This window comes from Stieleria magnilauensis, from assembly GCA_007753675.1.
GTDB lineage: Bacteria > Planctomycetota > Planctomycetia > Pirellulales > Pirellulaceae > Stieleria > Stieleria magnilauensis.
Map to the genome: position 1 here is coordinate 3,245,329 of CP036432.1, position 17,222 is coordinate 3,262,550.

10 protein-coding genes are annotated in these 17,222 nt (G+C 57.9%); 4 read left to right on the top strand and 6 right to left on the bottom strand.

Features of this window, described 5'->3' with window-relative positions; translation table 11 throughout:
- The first annotated feature begins 48 nt into the window (after positions 1-48).
- Entirely contained in the window at positions 49-1,497 is a 1,449-nt protein-coding gene (locus tag TBK1r_RS11570; RefSeq protein WP_145208234.1) for an IS4 family transposase, read from the top strand.
- A gap of 47 nt (positions 1,498-1,544) precedes the next feature.
- On the opposite strand, the gene TBK1r_RS11575 is transcribed toward TBK1r_RS11570, so the two are convergent.
- Entirely contained in the window at positions 1,545-2,978 is a 1,434-nt protein-coding gene (locus TBK1r_RS11575; RefSeq protein ID WP_145210358.1) for a hypothetical protein, read from the bottom strand.
- A gap of 538 nt (positions 2,979-3,516) precedes the next feature.
- On the opposite strand from TBK1r_RS11575, the gene TBK1r_RS11580 reads away from it, so the two are divergent.
- Positions 3,517-6,342, top strand: a complete 2,826-nt coding sequence (locus tag TBK1r_RS11580) for a hypothetical protein (RefSeq protein WP_419581244.1) — start codon at positions 3,517-3,519, stop codon at positions 6,340-6,342.
- A gap of 33 nt (positions 6,343-6,375) precedes the next feature.
- Here TBK1r_RS11580 and TBK1r_RS11585 read toward each other — a convergent pair whose 3' ends face one another.
- The gene (locus tag TBK1r_RS11585) at positions 6,376-7,491 is read right to left on the bottom strand and encodes a cysteine desulfurase family protein (RefSeq protein WP_145210361.1); all 1,116 of its coding nucleotides are present in this window, start codon (positions 7,489-7,491) and stop codon (positions 6,376-6,378) included.
- 330 nt (positions 7,492-7,821) lie between these two features.
- Positions 7,822-9,216, bottom strand: a complete 1,395-nt coding sequence (locus TBK1r_RS11590) for an IS4 family transposase (RefSeq protein WP_145207138.1) — start codon at positions 9,214-9,216, stop codon at positions 7,822-7,824.
- A 470-nt stretch (positions 9,217-9,686) separates the two neighbouring features.
- On the opposite strand from TBK1r_RS11590, the gene TBK1r_RS11595 reads away from it, so the two are divergent.
- Entirely contained in the window at positions 9,687-10,904 is a 1,218-nt protein-coding gene (locus TBK1r_RS11595) for a DUF1559 family PulG-like putative transporter (RefSeq protein WP_145222493.1), read from the top strand.
- On the opposite strand, the gene TBK1r_RS11600 is transcribed toward TBK1r_RS11595, so the two are convergent.
- Positions 10,905-11,873, bottom strand: coding sequence for a type I phosphomannose isomerase catalytic subunit (locus TBK1r_RS11600; RefSeq protein ID WP_145210364.1), 969 nt, complete (start codon positions 11,871-11,873; stop codon positions 10,905-10,907). It abuts the gene before it with no gap.
- 278 nt (positions 11,874-12,151) lie between these two features.
- On the opposite strand from TBK1r_RS11600, the gene tatC reads away from it, so the two are divergent.
- Positions 12,152-13,462, top strand: coding sequence for a twin-arginine translocase subunit TatC (tatC, locus tag TBK1r_RS11605; protein WP_419581245.1), 1,311 nt, complete (start codon positions 12,152-12,154; stop codon positions 13,460-13,462).
- 62 nt (positions 13,463-13,524) lie between these two features.
- Here tatC and TBK1r_RS11610 read toward each other — a convergent pair whose 3' ends face one another.
- Positions 13,525-15,063: a hypothetical protein gene (locus TBK1r_RS11610; protein WP_145210367.1), complete on the bottom strand. Its 1,539-nt coding sequence runs from the start codon at positions 15,061-15,063 to the stop codon at positions 13,525-13,527.
- A 661-nt stretch (positions 15,064-15,724) separates the two neighbouring features.
- Complete coding sequence (locus TBK1r_RS11615; RefSeq protein ID WP_145210370.1) at positions 15,725-17,194, bottom strand: DUF1501 domain-containing protein; 1,470 nt, start codon at positions 17,192-17,194, stop codon at positions 15,725-15,727.
- Positions 17,195-17,222 lie beyond the last annotated feature (28 nt).

Consider the following 17,222-nt stretch of genomic DNA (forward strand, 5'->3'; position numbering starts at 1 on the left):
TGCTGGTGACGGAATGGCTACCAGCACTCGTATCACGGAAGGCCCCCCATGGTTTTGCCCCTGCAGACATTTGGACAAGTCAACTTTGCCAACGCTCAACTCGGCGACAAACGTAGAACAAATCGTCTCGTACAACTCGCTGACTCGATGGCTCGACGACCAAGTGGAACATTGCCACAGAAATTCAATAGCCCCAAAGACCTCAGGGCTTTCTACCGGTTGATGGACCGTGACCAGGTGACGCATGAGGCAATTCTCGCATCTCATCGTGAGGCAACCTGTCTCAAGATCAAGCAAATCAGAGGCCCAGTCCTGATTCTTCATGATGCCACCGAGCTGGATTTTACCAATCACAAGTCACTTTCCGATGACATGGGCCAAATTGGCAACGGCAATCGCCGTGGGTACATCGCGCAAAACAGCTTGGCCGTGAACCCGAAAACACGGCAAGTAATTGGATTGTACAATCAGGTTTTGCACCATCGGGAGGATGCTCCCAAAGACGAACTGACCGCTCAGAAACGCAAGCGTGAATCACGAGAGAGTCGATTGTGGTTGCGCGGTGCCGATCCACTGGCTAACAGCGAGAAACTCGTTGATGTTTGTGATCGAGGAGCTGACACGTTCGAGTTCCTCGAACATGAATTGGCCAGCGGCCGTAGGTTCGTCATTCGTGCCTCTCATAATCGGGCGATCATTCCTGGACATGGCGATCAAGGCAGTAGCGATCAAGCCTGTTACCTTCGCAACTATGCTGCCAGCCTTCCGCCAGCAGGACACTGGACGTTATCGGTAACGAGCAAAGTCGACAAGAAAGTACGGGTTCGCAAAGGCAAAAAGAAATCAGCCAATCGACGGGCTCGTGAGGCGAAGATGGCTGTCTCATTTGCCCCGGTTCAAATCAAACCACCCGCGAAGAAACTAGGAGAACACGGCAACGATCCGCTTGCCGTCTGGGTTGTTCGAGTCTGGGAAGAAGATCCGCCCGCCGGAGAAGAGCGTCTGGAATGGTTTTTGATTACAAACCAACCCGTACTTGATTTTGAAGATGCCTATCAGGTTGTCGGTTGGTACGAATGTCGCTGGATCATTGAAGAGTATCACAAAGGGATGAAAACAGGATGTAGCATTGAGAGCCCGCAATTCACTAGCGAAGAACGTCTGCAGCCAGCGATCGCTTTGATTTCAGTGGTGGCGTTGACTCTGCTGCAAATGCGTGATGCCAGTCGTCGTTGGGACGCAAAGAAACGCAAAGCGACCGAAGTTATCTGCAGCGACTACGTGAGTGTGCTGAGCGCTTGGCGACATGGCCAAATCAAACCCGACTGGTCAATTCACGATTTCTTCTATGCACTGGCGAGACTCGGCGGTCATCAGAACCGCAAATCCGATCACCCACCGGGATGGCAAACGATTTGGCGAGGCTGGAACGACCTCCAAGCGATGCTCTGCGGCGTTGACGCAATGAAGATTGTAAAAAGATGTGGTCAAACCTAAGGCGCAGCGCCACCTCCGGGTCGCCGTTCGCGGTCATGCCACGCCGCTCACGTATCCGTCAGCGTGGCGGCGGCGGCGAGTTGTTGGATTTGGCGGAGTTTGACGAAGTTGTCGCGATAGAGCACCGACGTGGCTTCTTTCATTTGCCGCAAGTCCTCGCGGACCTCGTCAAAGAATTCTTTCAGCGCGACGTTTTCGACCTGGTGCTGGGCGAGATCCTGCTCGAGCTTCAGCTTTTCTTCCTGTCCTTTTTCCAGCATGCCCAGCGTGGCGGCGATCGCGGCGTCCAGAACTTGCTTTTCGTACTGCATTTCGGCGATGCGGACATCGAGTTCGCTGATTTGCAAACGAATCCGTCGCAAGACATAGCGATAGTCGTTCAGCGGTCGCAAGTAATACGTGTCGACCAGCGAGGCGACTTTTTCTTGGTCGATCAACAGTTTGGCGGCTTCCTCTTTGACGACCAATTCATCGCCGACGGCAAACGTGATCGAACCTCCATCGGCGCGTTGTAGACTGCTATCGACCGCTCGTCCGTTGTTGTCAAAGAAGCCGCCTTCGAGCGCACCACGCTGTTCGGGGCTGTCCACATCGATCGTGTACTTCTTGTCGAAGCGGACTTTGACCCAACGAGCCGCGGGGTCTTCCGGCGATCCGCGTTGTCCGTCACGGAGGTAATTGGCGATCGTTTCCTTGTTCGATTCCTCGCGATTGGCTCGCAGGATCATGTTGACCAATTCGTCGTCGACGCGTCCAAGAATGTTGTCTTCGTCGGCCTTGCTGCCTTCGGCGATGAACGGTTCGTGACCGTCCAGCGGCAACATCTCGTACAGCGACCAACTGACCGCGCGGCCGCTGTTGATGGCATCCAATTGGTTTTGTTCCAGCGGGAATGTCGGGGCGATGGTGACCACGTTGGGTTGGCTGGCGATCACTTTGAACTCGCCCAGGTAGACCATCGGGACGGGTTGTTCCAGATCGCGGAACTTGCCTTCGGCGAATCCGTAAACGACCAAGCCGACCGGGACCAAGGGGCCGGCGGCGGCATCCGCCGCCGGGGCCGGCTGGCCGGGCACGGCGGGGGCGGTGTTGGCTCGCAACGTGATTTGACCGGAGGGATCCGCTCCGCCGAACGCCAGACTTCGCCAGCGTCGACCGGCTTCGGTGCCGAGGTTAGACAGCTTCAGCGACAGCGCCTTCAAGCCTTCGCCACCGGTCGCGCCTCCGCCGTCGCCGTACTGCAGCAGGCGATTCTCGTCTTCGACGTTGGCTAGTCGCCCCTCCAAGTCTTCTTTGATCTTGTGCCACGCCTGGCGACTCTTCAGCACCCCTGCGGTCGGGAACAGCAAGATGATCGCCAACAACATCGCGATCACCGCGCTGGTGATGTGGTACCAACGCCACTGTTTGGCCGCTTTGACCACCATCACGACGAAGGCGATGAACATCGCCAACAAGACTGCCAGAATAATGAATTTCATGATGGTTGGGCGGCGACAGATCGTCGTCAGAGGAGGCGATTTTTAGGGACCCGCGCGGAGCAGCGCCGGCGTCTGAAGCCTTCGAACAGGCTCGAAAACGGGTTTGGTGCGGAAAAGGTGCAGGTTTCCAACCGTTGGATACTAAGTTGGGCAAGATAGAGCGTCAAGCATTTCTATGGTTTCGGAGCATCTTGCCTGGCCGATTCAGTCTTCCTAAGCCCCAAACGGCAAATTCGAGCCGGATTCGGACCCGTTTTGTCGGTGTGGGGCGGTCGCACGGATCCGTCGCCCAGGCCGAATCACCGTCACAGCCGGAACAACCGGCCCCCCTGCCGTGCCAAAACCGCCCACTCGACCGGCGAAACGGTGATGATTCCATTCCCTGTTGTCCGAATCGATGGTTGGGTTGTTCTGGCAATGCCAATTGAACGACTCAATTGACTCGCAGCGATTTGCCTTTTGGTAGCAATTCGCCGCATCGTAACCATTCGAACGGAATCGCGGATCAAACGTGGCTACAAAACAGACATTGCGTAGAGTGCGAACGAGCCGAAAAAAGACCTCGGGCAAACGAAATCACCTGGCCACCGCACTGCTGAGTGCCTCCTTGGCCGCCCTGACCGGGCTCAGCGCGATCGGATGCCACCGCCAGTACTACCGCAAGCAGGCCGACCAGGAAGTTGCGTGCCTGTTGCAAGAGAAAACCTCCCATCTGGCGCGGCGACCGAATGCCGACCTGGGGATCGATGTCGACCGTCGCAGCCGGATGTACAACCCGTTCGACCTGGATTTCCAGCCGATGCCGATGGATGATCCCGCGTCGCATCGCTACATGCAGTGCGTCGATGGGCGTCGCGGCTACCCGATGTGGGACGCGGCAGGATTCACCAATTCGGTCGAGAACCCGGACTGGTATCAGTTCTTGCCGCTGGACAAGGATGGCGTGCTGGTGCTCAACGCTGATACCGCCGTCCAGATCGCCTTGCTGCACTCGACGGAGTACCAGCAACAACTCGAGACGCTGTACTTATCGGCGCTCGATGTCAGCAGCGAACGATTCCAGTTCGACACCCAGTTCTTTGGCGGCAGCGGCGCGTTCTATGACATGACCGGTGGCGGCGACAGTTCTCAATTAGGCGTCGGCACCACGGGACTAAGCTTCAATCGCGCCTTTGCCCACGGCGGAAGCCTGGTGGCCGGTGTCGCCAACAACATCGTTTGGGAACTCAGCGGCAACAACACACAGAGTGCAACGTCGCTGATGAGCTTTGAGCTGTTTCAGCCCTTGCTGCGAGCAGCCGGGCGCGACAAGGTGATGACGCGTTTGACGTTGGCCGAGCGTTCTTTGTTGGCGAACATTCGTTCCTTCGAGCGATTTCGCCGCAGCTTTTATCTGAACGTCACGGTGGGTCGCGGCCTGGAAAGCCAGGTTCGAAGAAGCGGCGGTGTGTTCGGCGTCGGACTGTCAGGATTCACGGGACTGGGCAGCGGCTTGGTCGGCGGTGTTGGCGGCGGCGGCGGCGGTGGCTTCGGCGGCGTTCAAGACGCCGGCGGATTCATGGGGCTGCTGCAGGATCAACTGCAGATCCGCAACCTGGAAGAAAACATCGCGCGGTTGAGCGAGAACCAACTGGTGTTGGAAAACACGCTGATCGAATTGTTGACGACAATTCCGGATGACCCCCAGGAAATTGTTTCACAACGGTTGCAGGTCGCCCAACAGAAGAGCGCCTTGTTGAATTCGCAGAGCCAACTGGTGACGCGACAAGCGGCCTATCAAGCTTCGTTGGACCGGTTCCTCGGCACGCTGGGGCTGCCCCCGTACATCTGCGCACGCATCCAAGACCCGTTGTTGGAGCGATTTGAACTGATCGATCGCGACCTGCGTTCACGCCGTGAAGAACTGATTCGATTGCGCAGTGTCGTCGGCGAGCTGAACCTGGCGTTGCTGCAAGAAACCGAGTCGGGGACCGATCCCGATACCGGACTGCCGGTGTCGCGGCTGTCTTGGACGCCGGTCGTTGAAGAGACGGTCGGGCGATTGCGAACCGAACTGGAACCACTGGAGGCGTTCCTCGGCGAGCTACAGCAGGTGGACGCGCCGATCGTGGCCACCGACATCGCGAAACTGGCCGAAACGATTCCGCAACGAATCAAACAGAACGATCAATTGGTCGAACTCTATGAGGTCGAACGCGAGAACATCTGCACGTTGCTGCAGGTCGACAAGATTGACGACTCGGTGTTTGACGTCAGTGAACTGGCAACCCTGCAGTCCTACCTGGGCAATTCCTATGACGCCTTGATGGGCCGGTTGGAATCGTACCGGGCGAAAGTGGTGTCCATCAATGACTCGTTGGATCGATTCTTGGAAGAAGGTCCCCAGGGCGACACGCCGACCGAGTTGTCCCAGAAGATTCGTGAAGAGCTGATCTTGGCGACGCAAGACCTGTTGTCCGAACTGGGCGATGACATCCTGACGATGCAATTGATCCAGGCTCGCGCCCGCACCGAAAGTGCCTTGCTGCCGGAAGTCAACATTCAACCTGCCGAAGCCTTTGAGATCGCTCGGCGAAATCGTCGCGACTGGGCCAACGCCCGGGCGGCACTGGTCGACAGCTGGCGGGCGATCGAATTTATCGCCGATGACCTGGAAAGCTCGCTGGACATCCGCGTCAGCGGAGGTGTCGGAACGGCCGCGGGAGAAAACAATCCCTTCGCACTCCGCGGCAAATCGAGCACGTTGAGCGTCGGATTGGAGTGGGACGCCCCGATCACGCGGCTACAGGAACGCAATACCTATCGTCAATCGTTGATCGAGTTCGAACAGGCCAAACGCGGTTACTACGAATACGAAGACAGCATCTGGTTGCTGTTGCGGGCACAAGTCCGTCAGCTGCAAGTCAACCGCGTCAATTTTGAATACGGACGTCAGGCGGTTCGGATCGCGGCCTCGCAGATCGAATTGAACGGGGACATCCGCGAACTCCGCGACGCCCGCGGACTGAGCAGTGGTCCGACCGCGGCTCGGGATACGATTTCTGCACTCGGCGACTTGCTCGACGCACAGAACTCGCTGCTCAATATCTTCGTCAACTACGAAGTGATTCGACGCGGACTGGACTTGGATCTGGGAACGATGGAACTGACACCCGAAGGGCTGTGGATCGATCCCGGCCCGATCGAACCGGACTACTTGCTGACCTTGCCGGGAACGACCACCGAAGCGGTCCCCGGCGGAGACTGCAGCCGTTGCGGGATCCGGATCAAGAACCAGCCCCAGCCACCAGATTTCCGCGGCGTCTACATCAACGAACCCTCGCTGTTGGAAATCAACCAAGTCGGTTTCGAAGAAACGCCGTAGGCGACGGCCAACTTGAAACTTGAAACTTGAAACTTAACAATCAAACGCTTCGGCGATCAAACCCGCGGCGCGTTCGACTTGTTCGTTGCTGGTGGTCCAACCGAGCGAGACGCGGAGGGTGCGACCGATTTGCGAATCGTTGCGTCCGATCGCGCGGAGCGACCGTGTGAACTCGTCCGGCGGTGAATTCGCCTGGGCGGTCGCCAACGCCAACTCTCTGGCCGATTCGTGGATTCGCCGTGCGTCGCCAGGCAACTCCAATGCGACGGTGTTGGGCAACCGCGGCGATGGTTTGCACAGCACCAGCGGCGGACTCGACAGCTGCTCCGACAGATGATCCACAAAGTGGTCGCGGAGTTCGGCCAATTGATCGTTGGCTTCGACACAATAGCGTTCGGCCAGACTCGCCGCGGCGCCCAAGCCGATGCAGCCGGGAATGTTCTCCGCCCCCGGACGCAATCCCATCTCGCGCGGTTCACCAAAGGTGATCGGGTCGAGTTGCAAGCCGCGGCGGACGTAGATCGCGCCCGATCCCTTGGGGCCGTAAAACTTGTGACCGCTGATCGCAACGGTGTCGGCGCGCAAGTGTTTGACGTCGACGGGGACTTTGCCGAACATTTGGGTCGCGTCGCAGTGGACACAGATGCCCCGGTTGTGGCAGCGGTCGGCGACTTCACGTACCGGTTGAATGGTTCCGACGATCGCATTGGCGCCTTGCAGACAAACCAGGCGTGTGTCGGGCCGCAGCATCGCTTCGACGGTCAGCGGCGAGATGATTCCCGACGGTTGACAGGGAATCGTCTCGATCGTCCAGCGGGGATCTCGCGTCGGCAATCCCGACAGCGGGCCCAACACGGACTCGTGCTCCAACTGGCTGACCAGCACGTGTCCCGGTTCGGCGGCCCCGAGCAGTCCCAGGATCGCCAAGTTGTTCGCTTCGGTTCCGCCGCTGGTGAACACGATCTCAAACGACTCGCAACCGGCCATCGCCGCAATGCTTTCCCGCGCCCCCTCGAGCGCTTCGCCGACCGCGTGGGCGTGCGCATGTTCTTGGCCCGGCAACATGTAGTGCGTCGACCAATACGGCTGCATCGCCTCGAGAACCGAGGGTGCCAGGGGCGTGGTGCGATTGAAGTCGAGATAAATCACTGAAACGCGGGATCATCGACGCCGAACATCGAAACGGCGAAAGAAGAAAAGAACGGGACGGGGACGCAACACCATAATCAGCATCCCCGAGTTTTGCAGGTTCCCGTTTGGGTTCCTAGCGGTGCTCCCCCCATCGGTGAGACCCGTCGACCGGGGAAAGAGACGTGTTCTTGTTAGCGGCAGGGCGTGAGCCCTCCGGTCTTTCACACTGAAACCGGACGGCTCGCGGCCTGTCGATTTAGTGAGCCGACGGCGCTAGCCGCGGGCTTAGTGGTGAAGATGTTGCCCTTGGAGGCCAGTGGCTAGCGCCCAATGCCACCTACTTTGTGGTCATTCGGGTGGTATATCATCGGGCTGCTGTTTTTTTCTTCGAAGTGACTTCTGGAATTTCGTTGTCTTTTGGCGCCGCGGGTGGGCTATGCGTGGGTAGCTGCGAGGCAATTTTCGATTGGGAAGTTTGCGGCCCGCTGCGCTCACCAAAGCGCCGTGATAAGCCAGCCTCCATTCCTCCAGGGTCGTAAGCTTTTCACGTAGCAGATGATGCTTGAACGTCGTCCAAACTCCCGTGAAGCTGAGCTCGCGAGGGTCAACTCGAATCAATTTCGCTGCTTGTTTGCGTAGCTGAGCGACAAGATTATAAGCGATGATCGATCCCATTAGCTCCTTCATCACCGTGTCGACACTCTTGGCGCGAATGTTTTCTGTGTCCATCGTCACTTTGACATCGCGGATATCGAACTCCACATCGTAGCGACGAACGTACAGGGCAGCGGCCGAGTGAGCGTCCGTCTCAAGGCTCGTCACGATCTCCAGCGTGTCTCCATTTTCAAGTTCAATTTGGTGGAGAAAGACTTCGATAGACGTGTCTTTACTAAGATCGAGATTGGTTCGGCGGTCCTTCGGTGTCGGCCGCCAAATCAAGTGAAACGTCTTGTACCCGTCCCCTTGGTCGACCAACGTAGCCGACTTGCGGTACGACCTGAATCGCTGTTTGGTCAGCCGCAGCACGAAGTCTTGATGATGTAATTGGCAGTGGTGGGCGACATTAAAAATCCCAAAACCGCTATCAGCCAGAACGATCGAGCGTTTCGGGAGTCGTTCAATAATCGGCTTGGCTTGCTCAAGTTCACTTTTGTTGTCCGCTCCGTACATCGGATCGACTTGCGGCAACAACGCGCACCCGGTCTGCATTTCATTTGCGACCAGCAATCTCGCAATAGGCCAAACCGTCTCTCCGTGTTGGTTGGACGCCGGCGGGAACGCTTTCTGAAGTGCTTCGGTCGGAGGAAGCGTGATCGTCGTCCCATCGATAATGAATACACGTCGATCGAGAAAGGCTTTGGGAGCGCGGGAAGCAAGGTGATCGCAGATTCGATGGGAAAACTCTTCCACGACAGCGAGCGGAATCCTTTTTCTGGCGGCGTTGTAGGCCGAATTGTTTTCGGAAAGGCGATTCTCTTGAACCCTTCGATTGTCAGGCAAAATATCCGTATGATTTTTGAGCAAATCTGCGACGGCATCGGTTAGTGAGATGCCTCCTTCGAGCCGTTGTAAAACGAGTAGCCAGAGGGTCGGGGCCTGCGTATAGACCATCCGCGCGTTGGCACAATCGTGATCTTCAAAGACCCGTTGTAGTTTGGGTAATTCAAGAAGCTCAGCCAGCAACGCTTTGGCTTTGCCAAAGCGAGACTCTTCATCGGCACCGAGTGTCGTCGGGTCGACCATGGCGATTCCCAGTCAGAAAGGCAGTAAGTGTAAACTTACCTGCCAGGCGCAAAAATCGTGCCAAAACCGGGTTTTTGGGACCGCGCCACCCGATAGGGTCCAGAATAGGTGGCATTGGGCTAGCGCCATCGGCTCACCATTGTTTCGGTCCCGATTAACTCGATAGCCCGCTCGCGCCGTTCCGCTATCTCCTTCTGCCCCTCCGTCGAGGATGCCGATCGGGCTGCCTGGGCGACGGTCAGGATGACGTTTGCCATCGTTTTGATCAAACATCCCGCTGCCGACGGCGATTTTTCTAGCAATTCAAGGGCGATGCATTTGCACTCCCTCGGAAATACCGCGATAATGGGGTCTGATCCAATCGTGCGGGAACCGATTACAAACCAACGCCGGCCAGTTCGCATGCCGTGAAGATCCGACTGATTCGGATCACTGGTCTCTTCTTCTCTCTTCGTTCGGAACGCGAGCAAATGAAACGTCAATCTAAGGGTTTCACCCTGGTGGAGTTGCTGGTGGTGATCGCCATCATCGGAATCTTGGTCGGCTTGCTGCTGCCCGCGATCGGTGCCGTGCGCGAGCGGATGCGAAACGTCCAGTGTTTGAACAACCTCAAGCAGCTCGGATTGGCCACCACGACGTTCCACTCCAGCAAGGGACGGTTGCCGCATTACACGAATTTTTACGGCAGCTACGCCGGCGGCAGTGACCCCGCGGTTCCCGGTGGTCCCGTGATCGCACCACACTTGAAGATCGGTGGTTACGGCGTCGAGTTATTGCCGTATCTGGACAACCAGCCGCTGTACGAACGTTGGTCGACGAATAAATTTCCGGTGATTTCGGCAGACGACGGCGGTGGGGTTGCGGCCTGGAATCAGTTGTCGGGCGCGACGGTCGACGTGTTTCGATGCCCCAGCAGCACCGTGTCACGAGGCCAGTTTGGATACAACAGCTACGTCGGCAACAACGGCTCGGTCGACTCGGGGCTCAACAACGCCAACCCGAAGACATTTGTGCGAAATGTGATCAACAATCAAAGCGTCACGGGAGCCGCATTTGTTTTCAATCAATCGGAAAACAAGAAGAACGGGCTTTTCCGAAGCGGCTACATGGGTGATCCGATTGCTCCCGCGTTCTTCACGGTTTCGGGAGGAAAGATGACGCTGGAGGACATCACGGACGGCCAAACGAACACGGCCATGTTCAGCGAAAACCTTCAAGCACTGGCGTGGTTCCAGCCCGGATTCACCGCCGGCAATGACATGAAACAAATCAGCACCACGGGGCAACTGGACTGGGCACAAACGTCGACGACCACCGGTGCACCCACGATCATGGAAGCGTACTTGAAGGCAAAATTCACCACGGGCATGGTGTGGCATTTCGAAGACGATCGCAACGTCGGCGGATTCCCCACCGTTCAAGCAGTGCATCGCATCAACGGGACATTGGGGAGCTCGGGTGCCCAACGAAACGACATTCTGGAAATGGACCTCTCTAACTGCCGTGATCTTGCACGACCGACGTCCAACCACCCCGACCAAGTGAATATGGTGTTTGCCGACGGGGCCACCAAGTCGGTCTCCAACACGATCGACTATCACGTCTATCAGGCCATCCTGACCCCCAACGGGGCCAAGAGCGAAGTGCCGGCACCGGACTGGATCTTGACCGACGAGTTGACCCAGTAATCATTCCGCCCGCAACACCGTTGAATCGGCATGGACGGCGATCGAACATTCGGGCATCGCCGCGGGCAACAGCAGGGACTGTCCCCGCCGCAGTTCGATCGATGCGTCATCGGTCGTCAACGTCGCGGTTCCGATCGGGACGGTCAGAATGTGAAAACGCCCGTCACCGCCGACGACGTCGCTGCCGTTTTCCAGTGACGAGAGCACGAATTTGTCACAGGCGACCAATCGCTGCCAACCGCAGGCCGACGGGTCGCTCTTGAGTGCTTCGACGGGGCCGGACTCGTAATCGGTGACCGCCAACGATTGTTCGATGTGCAGCGGACGTGGGTTGCCGTCGGCACCGACCCGGTTCCAGTCGAACAATCGAAATGTCGTGTTGCTGGATTGTTGGATTTCCGCGATCACCAGACCGGCGCCCAACGCGTGGACGGTCCCTGCGGGAATGAACACGCAATCCCCGCGTGAAGGATGAAACGAGTGCAGCACGCGGTCGGTTTCGCCCGCGGCCATCGCTTCGGCCAAGGCGTCGCGATCGACACCCGATTTCAGCCCCGCATAGATCAGGCTGTCCGGTTCGGCATCGACCACGTACCAGGCTTCGGTCTTGCCGCGGTCGGGGACATCCATCGTCGCCCCGTAGGCGTCGTCGGGGTGGACTTGGACCGACAGGACACGATTGCAGTCCAGATATTTCAAGAGCAGCGGAAACTTCGCTTCCTCGGACGATTCTCCGAGTGTCCAGGCTGCGTCATTTTGAATCAGCCCAGAGAGGGTTTGGCCGGCCAGCGGCCCGTTTTCAACCACGCTCTGATCCTGGCCGTGATCGACGATTTCCCAGCTTTCGGCGTAGTTTTGCTCGTCACCGATGGGTTTTCCCAGCAACTGCCCCAACTTGGAGCCACCCCAGAGGGTTTGTTTGATCAGGGGGCGAAATTGCAGGGGATACGGAGATTCTTTCCCAAACATGGTCTTCCTAGAGGTGACAAATGGCGGCGCAATTGGTTCAAATATACGGATGATGAATCCGCGGTCACGAAGATCTGCTTGAAAGCGCCAAATGTAGCGGACATGGACAGTCCGACTTTCCGGACGCTTTTGCTAAACTGTTCGGCTATGGATTTCGGCCGAACCAAGGAATTCTCTCTGATGGAATTCTTTCTGGTGGTCCGATAGTCGTCACTTGCTGTGGACGGCTGCGTCGGTCTATCGCGCTCATTCAACTTTCCTGGAACAGTTAATCAATCGTGGACGCTACGGCTCAACGCAACGCTTCGGCCCGCTCTCCCCAAGCCACACGGCCGAAAGACGATCTTTTCGAAAACTCGACGATGACCTTCGGCGAGCACCTCGAAGAGCTCCGGCATTCTCTCGTCCGTGCCATCATCTGCCTAGGCATCGGACTGGCCGTCGGATTGACGGTCGCCAATCAAGTCGTCCGCTACGTCGCCGAACCGCTCAAAGCAGCGATCGTGGACTTCAATGCCAAGCGAAGTTTAGCGATGCTCGGCTATGAAGACTTGGACGATCCAGATGTTCAGGCATTGCTGCCGTTGATCACCGAACGCTCGCTGAAGTGGCAGGTGATTTACGAGATCCCCGACGAACTGCAAAACCTGACCCCCGAATCGATCGAGCTGATTCCGAAGTCCGGCTCGCCAACCGAACCGCCCGTCGTCAGCGAACCGCAGAAAGCGAAATCGAAAGCGAAACAGCCCGAGACGCAAACGCCTCAGCCGCAGAAGCCGGAATCACCGGCTGCGAATCCGCCGGCTGACGACGCTCCCGACGACGCTCCCGACGAGGTGGAGGTGGTCGAGTCCGCGCCCACCGTCTCGATCGCTGCTGCAGCCGGTCCGGTCGCAGCAACACCCGGGGCACGCGTCAAACCGCGTGAGATCGCGGACATCTTGCGTGCCCTTCCCGCAGCGTCGGATCTGCGACCCAAAGTCCAGTTCATCCGCGACACCAAGGGGCTCAGCACGTTCAAGGTCGAAGAGTCGTTCATGATTTGGGTCAAGGCGGGATTGATCGTCGGTGCGGTGCTGTCGTCGCCGGGAGTGTTTTATTTCCTTTGGCAATTCGTCGCCGCGGGACTACATCAACACGAACGCAAGTACGTCTACGTTTATCTGCCGGTCAGTGTGACGCTGTTTGTGTCCGGCGTCGTGCTGGCGTTCTTTCTGGTCCTGCACTACGTCTTGAACTTTCTGCTCGCGTTCAACGGCAGCATGGATGTCGAAGTCGAGCCTCGGCTGACGTACTACATCAATTTTGTTCTGTTGTTGCCGCTGGGTTTCGGATTGGCGTTTCAGTTGCCACTGGTGATGCTGTTTTTGCAACGCATTGGGCTGATCGAAACCGAGATGTACGTCGGCAGTTGGCGGGTGGCGATCCTGGTGATTTTCGTTTTGTCGATGTTGTTGACGCCCGCCGACGTCACCAGCATGGTTGCCCTGGCGGTTCCCCTGATGTTTCTTTACTTCCTGGGGATCGGGATGTGTCACTTCATCCCACGCGGTCCGGGTTTGGGAAGCGGTGCGTATGATCCGGCATAGGAGCATCCTTGCCCCAGGCCGAACGCAGTGCGAGCGCATCGAACGCTCGTTTAGAAATTGATTCAGGCCAAGCGACTGCTGAGCAGTTGCATCAACAGTTCTTCGCCCAGGGGCGAGTCACCGCCGAACACGGTGTCGTCGCCGCTTTCGCCGAAGATCCAGTCGTTGCCGGTACCGCCGAAGATGACATCGTTATCGGTTTCGTCACTGGCACCGGCGTCGCTGGCACTGTCTTCTGCGACGACGTCGGAGGATTCATCCGTTTCTTCAGCCACCGGATCGACGGTTTCCGCGTCGGTGGAATCGGTCCCTTCGGCGACGGGCTGCGGATCGATGATGTCCGACTGTGACTCGGGCGTCTCCGAGCTGTCACCGGTCACTTCACCGGAGACTTCGCCAGTCACTTCACCGGAGACTTCGCCAGTCACTTCACCGGAGACTTCGCCAGTCACTTCACCGGAGACTTCGCCAGTCACTTCACCGGAGACTTCGCCGGTCACTTCACCGGAGACTTCGCCAGTGGCATCGTCGCCAGTTACCTCGTCGGTCGGCTCCACGGCGACTTCACCAACGGGTTCGTCGGACACTTCGTCGGTCGGTTCAACAGTGACCTCATCGACGGGTTCGTCGGTGACTTCATCGGTCGGGGCAACGGTGACCTCACCAACAGGTTCACCGCTCACTTCGCCGGTCGGATCAACGGCAACTTCGTCGACGGGATCAACGCCAACCTCATCGACGGGATCAACGGCAACTTCATCGACGGGATCAACGGCAACTTCATCGACGGGATCAACGGCAACTTCATCGACGGGATCAACGGCAACCTCATCGACGGGGTCGACCGTGACTTCATCAACAGGTTCCCCGGTGACTTCGCCGGCAGGCTCGATAGCGTCGTCGCTGGAGTCTCCGTCTTCGGCATCGGGTTGACCGAGGATACCGACGGCTTCATCCGGATTCAGATCGGCGGTGGTGTCGGAATCGGCCTCCGCGGCCGGTTCCCCACCGCAGTCCTGTGATTCCGAGTCGTCGCTGGTCAACAGATCACCCAGCGGCGTGTCATCGACATCGGAGCTTTGGTCATCGGAGTCTTCGGCCAACGGCGCGTCGGTTGTCTCGTCGACGATCGTGTCCTCTTCCACGACCGTGTCGGTCGGTGCGTCGCCGGTCGAGTCGATGATCACGTTGTCACCGGGACCGCCCAAGATCACGTCGTCGCCGCCGCCGCCGAGCACAACATCGTCGCCCCCTCCGGCGACCAAGATGTCGCGACCGGAACCGCCCAGGACGACATCGTTTCCGCCACCGGCTCGCATGATGGAATCCAACGACGTGTCGTTGACCAGCAAGTCATCGCCGCCCAACGCTTCGAAGATGATGCCATCGATCAACTCCGCGTCAAAACTCTGCTCCATCGACGCGACTTGGCCGTCGGCGTCTTGGGTTTGCAGTTTGACGACGACAGAGTTTTCCACCGTGTAGACTTCCGCGATGTCATTGCCGCCGCTGCCTTCGATATACAGCGTCGTGTCCACAACGCCGATATCGGCAGCCAACAGCTTTCGGCTTTCCAGAGCCTGTACACTCAAACGTTTCATACCTTTTTATCCTTCGATCAAGGTGTGATGCATTGAAACCCGGCCTGCCCGTGCAGTGCGATCGCGTTTCAAAACGTGAGCCCGCCGGGAATCGTGATGGATTCAAATGCCGGCGGGCATTGACGCGACGAGGGATGCATCGACCGGACCAATCACGGCGTCGAAAAATGCGAAGGACCAGAAATCACCGTGAATTGCCGAGTGAAAATTCAATCGCAGTGATCAAACGGCAACCGGCAGAAACGCCGGACGCGTAGAACGATTTTCAAACCCGCCTGTAAAAACTTCCGTCGCGGGGAAAAAGTCGTGGTGGGAAATGGGTGACGTGTGAAGTTTCACGCGCGGGGAGCAGCTTGAGGCCGGAGGACCGTCAGCCGATGGCGTCGCGGCCTGTTGATCTAGCGAGCCGTGACGCGTGAGCGGCCGGGCCCAGCGCAGTGCCGGGGGCCTTACAATCGATTCCGGTGGATGTCGATTGAATCACTGAAGGATATCAAAAAACGACACTGGCCCCCTCATCCCCGGCCCTTCTCCCCCACAAATCGACAAGCAAGCTTGTGAACGATTTGTGGGGGAGAAGGGTGCCATCATCTTTAAGAAGTTGCATCGACGCCGTTGTGCAATGGACACAACCCCGTTCGGCGGTGAACCAGCCGACGCCCTAGCTCAACAGCGCCGTCAACGCCTGCGCCTTGACCAATTCCCTCGGCTGGTTGAGGTGGTTGTAGACGATCGTTTCGGGATGAATGCCGAAACTGTGATAGATCGTGGCCAATAACGCGGCCGGGTGGACGGGGTTTTCCAGCGGTGCCGAGGCGGTTTTGTCACTCTTGCCGTGCACGTACCCGCGTTTGGTTCCGGCACCCGCCATGACGGCGGTGTAACAGTACGGCCAGTGGTCGCGTCCGTCGTCGGAGTTGTTGTTGCCACTGGTGCTGACGCCGCGCTGTGGGCTGCGGCCGAATTCACCGACGGCAACGACCAGTGTGTCTTCCAACATACCGCGGTCATCCAGATCTTCAATCAGCGTCGACAATCCGGCGTCCAGCATCGGCGCCGATTGTTCTTTCATCCGCTTACTCAATCCGCTGTGATGGTCCCACGAGTGGTTGTCGCTGTTGGCGACCTTGGGCCAAATGACTTCGACGACACGGGTCCCGGCGTCGACCAGGCGTCGGGCGAGCAAACAGCTTTGGCCGAACGTGTTGCGGCCATACTTGTCGCGCAGATCATCCGGTTCACTGGCCAAGTCAAATGCCTCGCGCGCCCGGCCGGAAACGATCAGCGACAACGCTCGGTCGTAGTATTCATCCAACTCGAAACTCTCGACGGCCTTGTTGATCTCCGGCATTTGCGCGTTGAGCAAATTGCGCAATTGCGCCCGGCGTTTTAACCGCACGCTAAACACTTCCGGTCGCAATTTCAGGTCATCGATCTTGATGCGGTTCATCTTGCTCATGTCCAGATCATCGCCATCTGGATAGAGCGTGTAGGGGTCATAGGACTTGCCCAAGAAACCGGCCGTCCCGCCTTTGCCGACCACGTTGGATTCTTGCAGGGGCCGCGGCAACATGACGAACGGCAACATCGGTTCGTCGACCGGCTGCATCTTGACGATGTTGCTGCCGAAATTCGGGAAGTCTTTCGGCGAAGGCGGTTCCAGTTGTCCCGACGGGCTGACCTTGTCGGTCGTGTAGCCTGTCATCATCTGGTAAATCGCCGCGGTGTGGTTGAACAGGCCGTTGGGCGTGTACGACATCGACCGAATCATGGTGAATCGATCGTTCAGTTGACTCAACTGCGGCAGATTCTCGGTGAACTTGATCCCGGGGATCTTGGTGCTGATCGGTTGGAACTGGCTTTTGACGTTGTCGGGAACATTTTCCTTGGGATCCCACAGATCCAAGTGGCTGGGACCGCCTTGCAAATACACCATGATGATGCTCTTGGCTTTGCCCCAACCGGGACCGCCGCCGAGCACTTCACCGGCCGAGGCGTTTTCGAGTTGCATCAACGAGGGCAGCGACAACCCCAACATCCCGCAGCCGCCGACACGCAAGAACGTGCGGCGAGACGGAGCCAGATGGGGATCGCAAAGGTCTTTGGCGGCGAAGCCTTTGAACGAAAGCATGATGGGGTTCTCCGAAACGAGTGTGGAG

Excerpts from the sequence above, each read along its gene's own strand:
- TBK1r_RS11575 (WP_145210358.1), bottom strand. The coding sequence starts at position 2,978 with ATGAAATTCATTATTCTGGCAGTCTTGTTGGCGATGTTCATCGCCTTC.
- TBK1r_RS11595 (WP_145222493.1), top strand. The coding sequence starts at position 9,687 with ATGAAACGTCAATCTAAGGGTTTCACCCTGGTGGAGTTGCTGGTGGTG.
- TBK1r_RS11600 (WP_145210364.1), bottom strand. The coding sequence starts at position 11,873 with ATGTTTGGGAAAGAATCTCCGTATCCCCTGCAATTTCGCCCCCTGATC.
- TBK1r_RS11570 (WP_145208234.1), top strand. The coding sequence starts at position 49 with ATGGTTTTGCCCCTGCAGACATTTGGACAAGTCAACTTTGCCAACGCT.
- TBK1r_RS11615 (WP_145210370.1), bottom strand. The coding sequence starts at position 17,194 with ATGCTTTCGTTCAAAGGCTTCGCCGCCAAAGACCTTTGCGATCCCCAT.
- TBK1r_RS11590 (WP_145207138.1), bottom strand. The coding sequence starts at position 9,216 with ATGGTCGACCCGACGACACTCGGTGCCGATGAAGAGTCTCGCTTTGGC.
- TBK1r_RS11610 (WP_145210367.1), bottom strand. The coding sequence starts at position 15,063 with ATGAAACGTTTGAGTGTACAGGCTCTGGAAAGCCGAAAGCTGTTGGCT.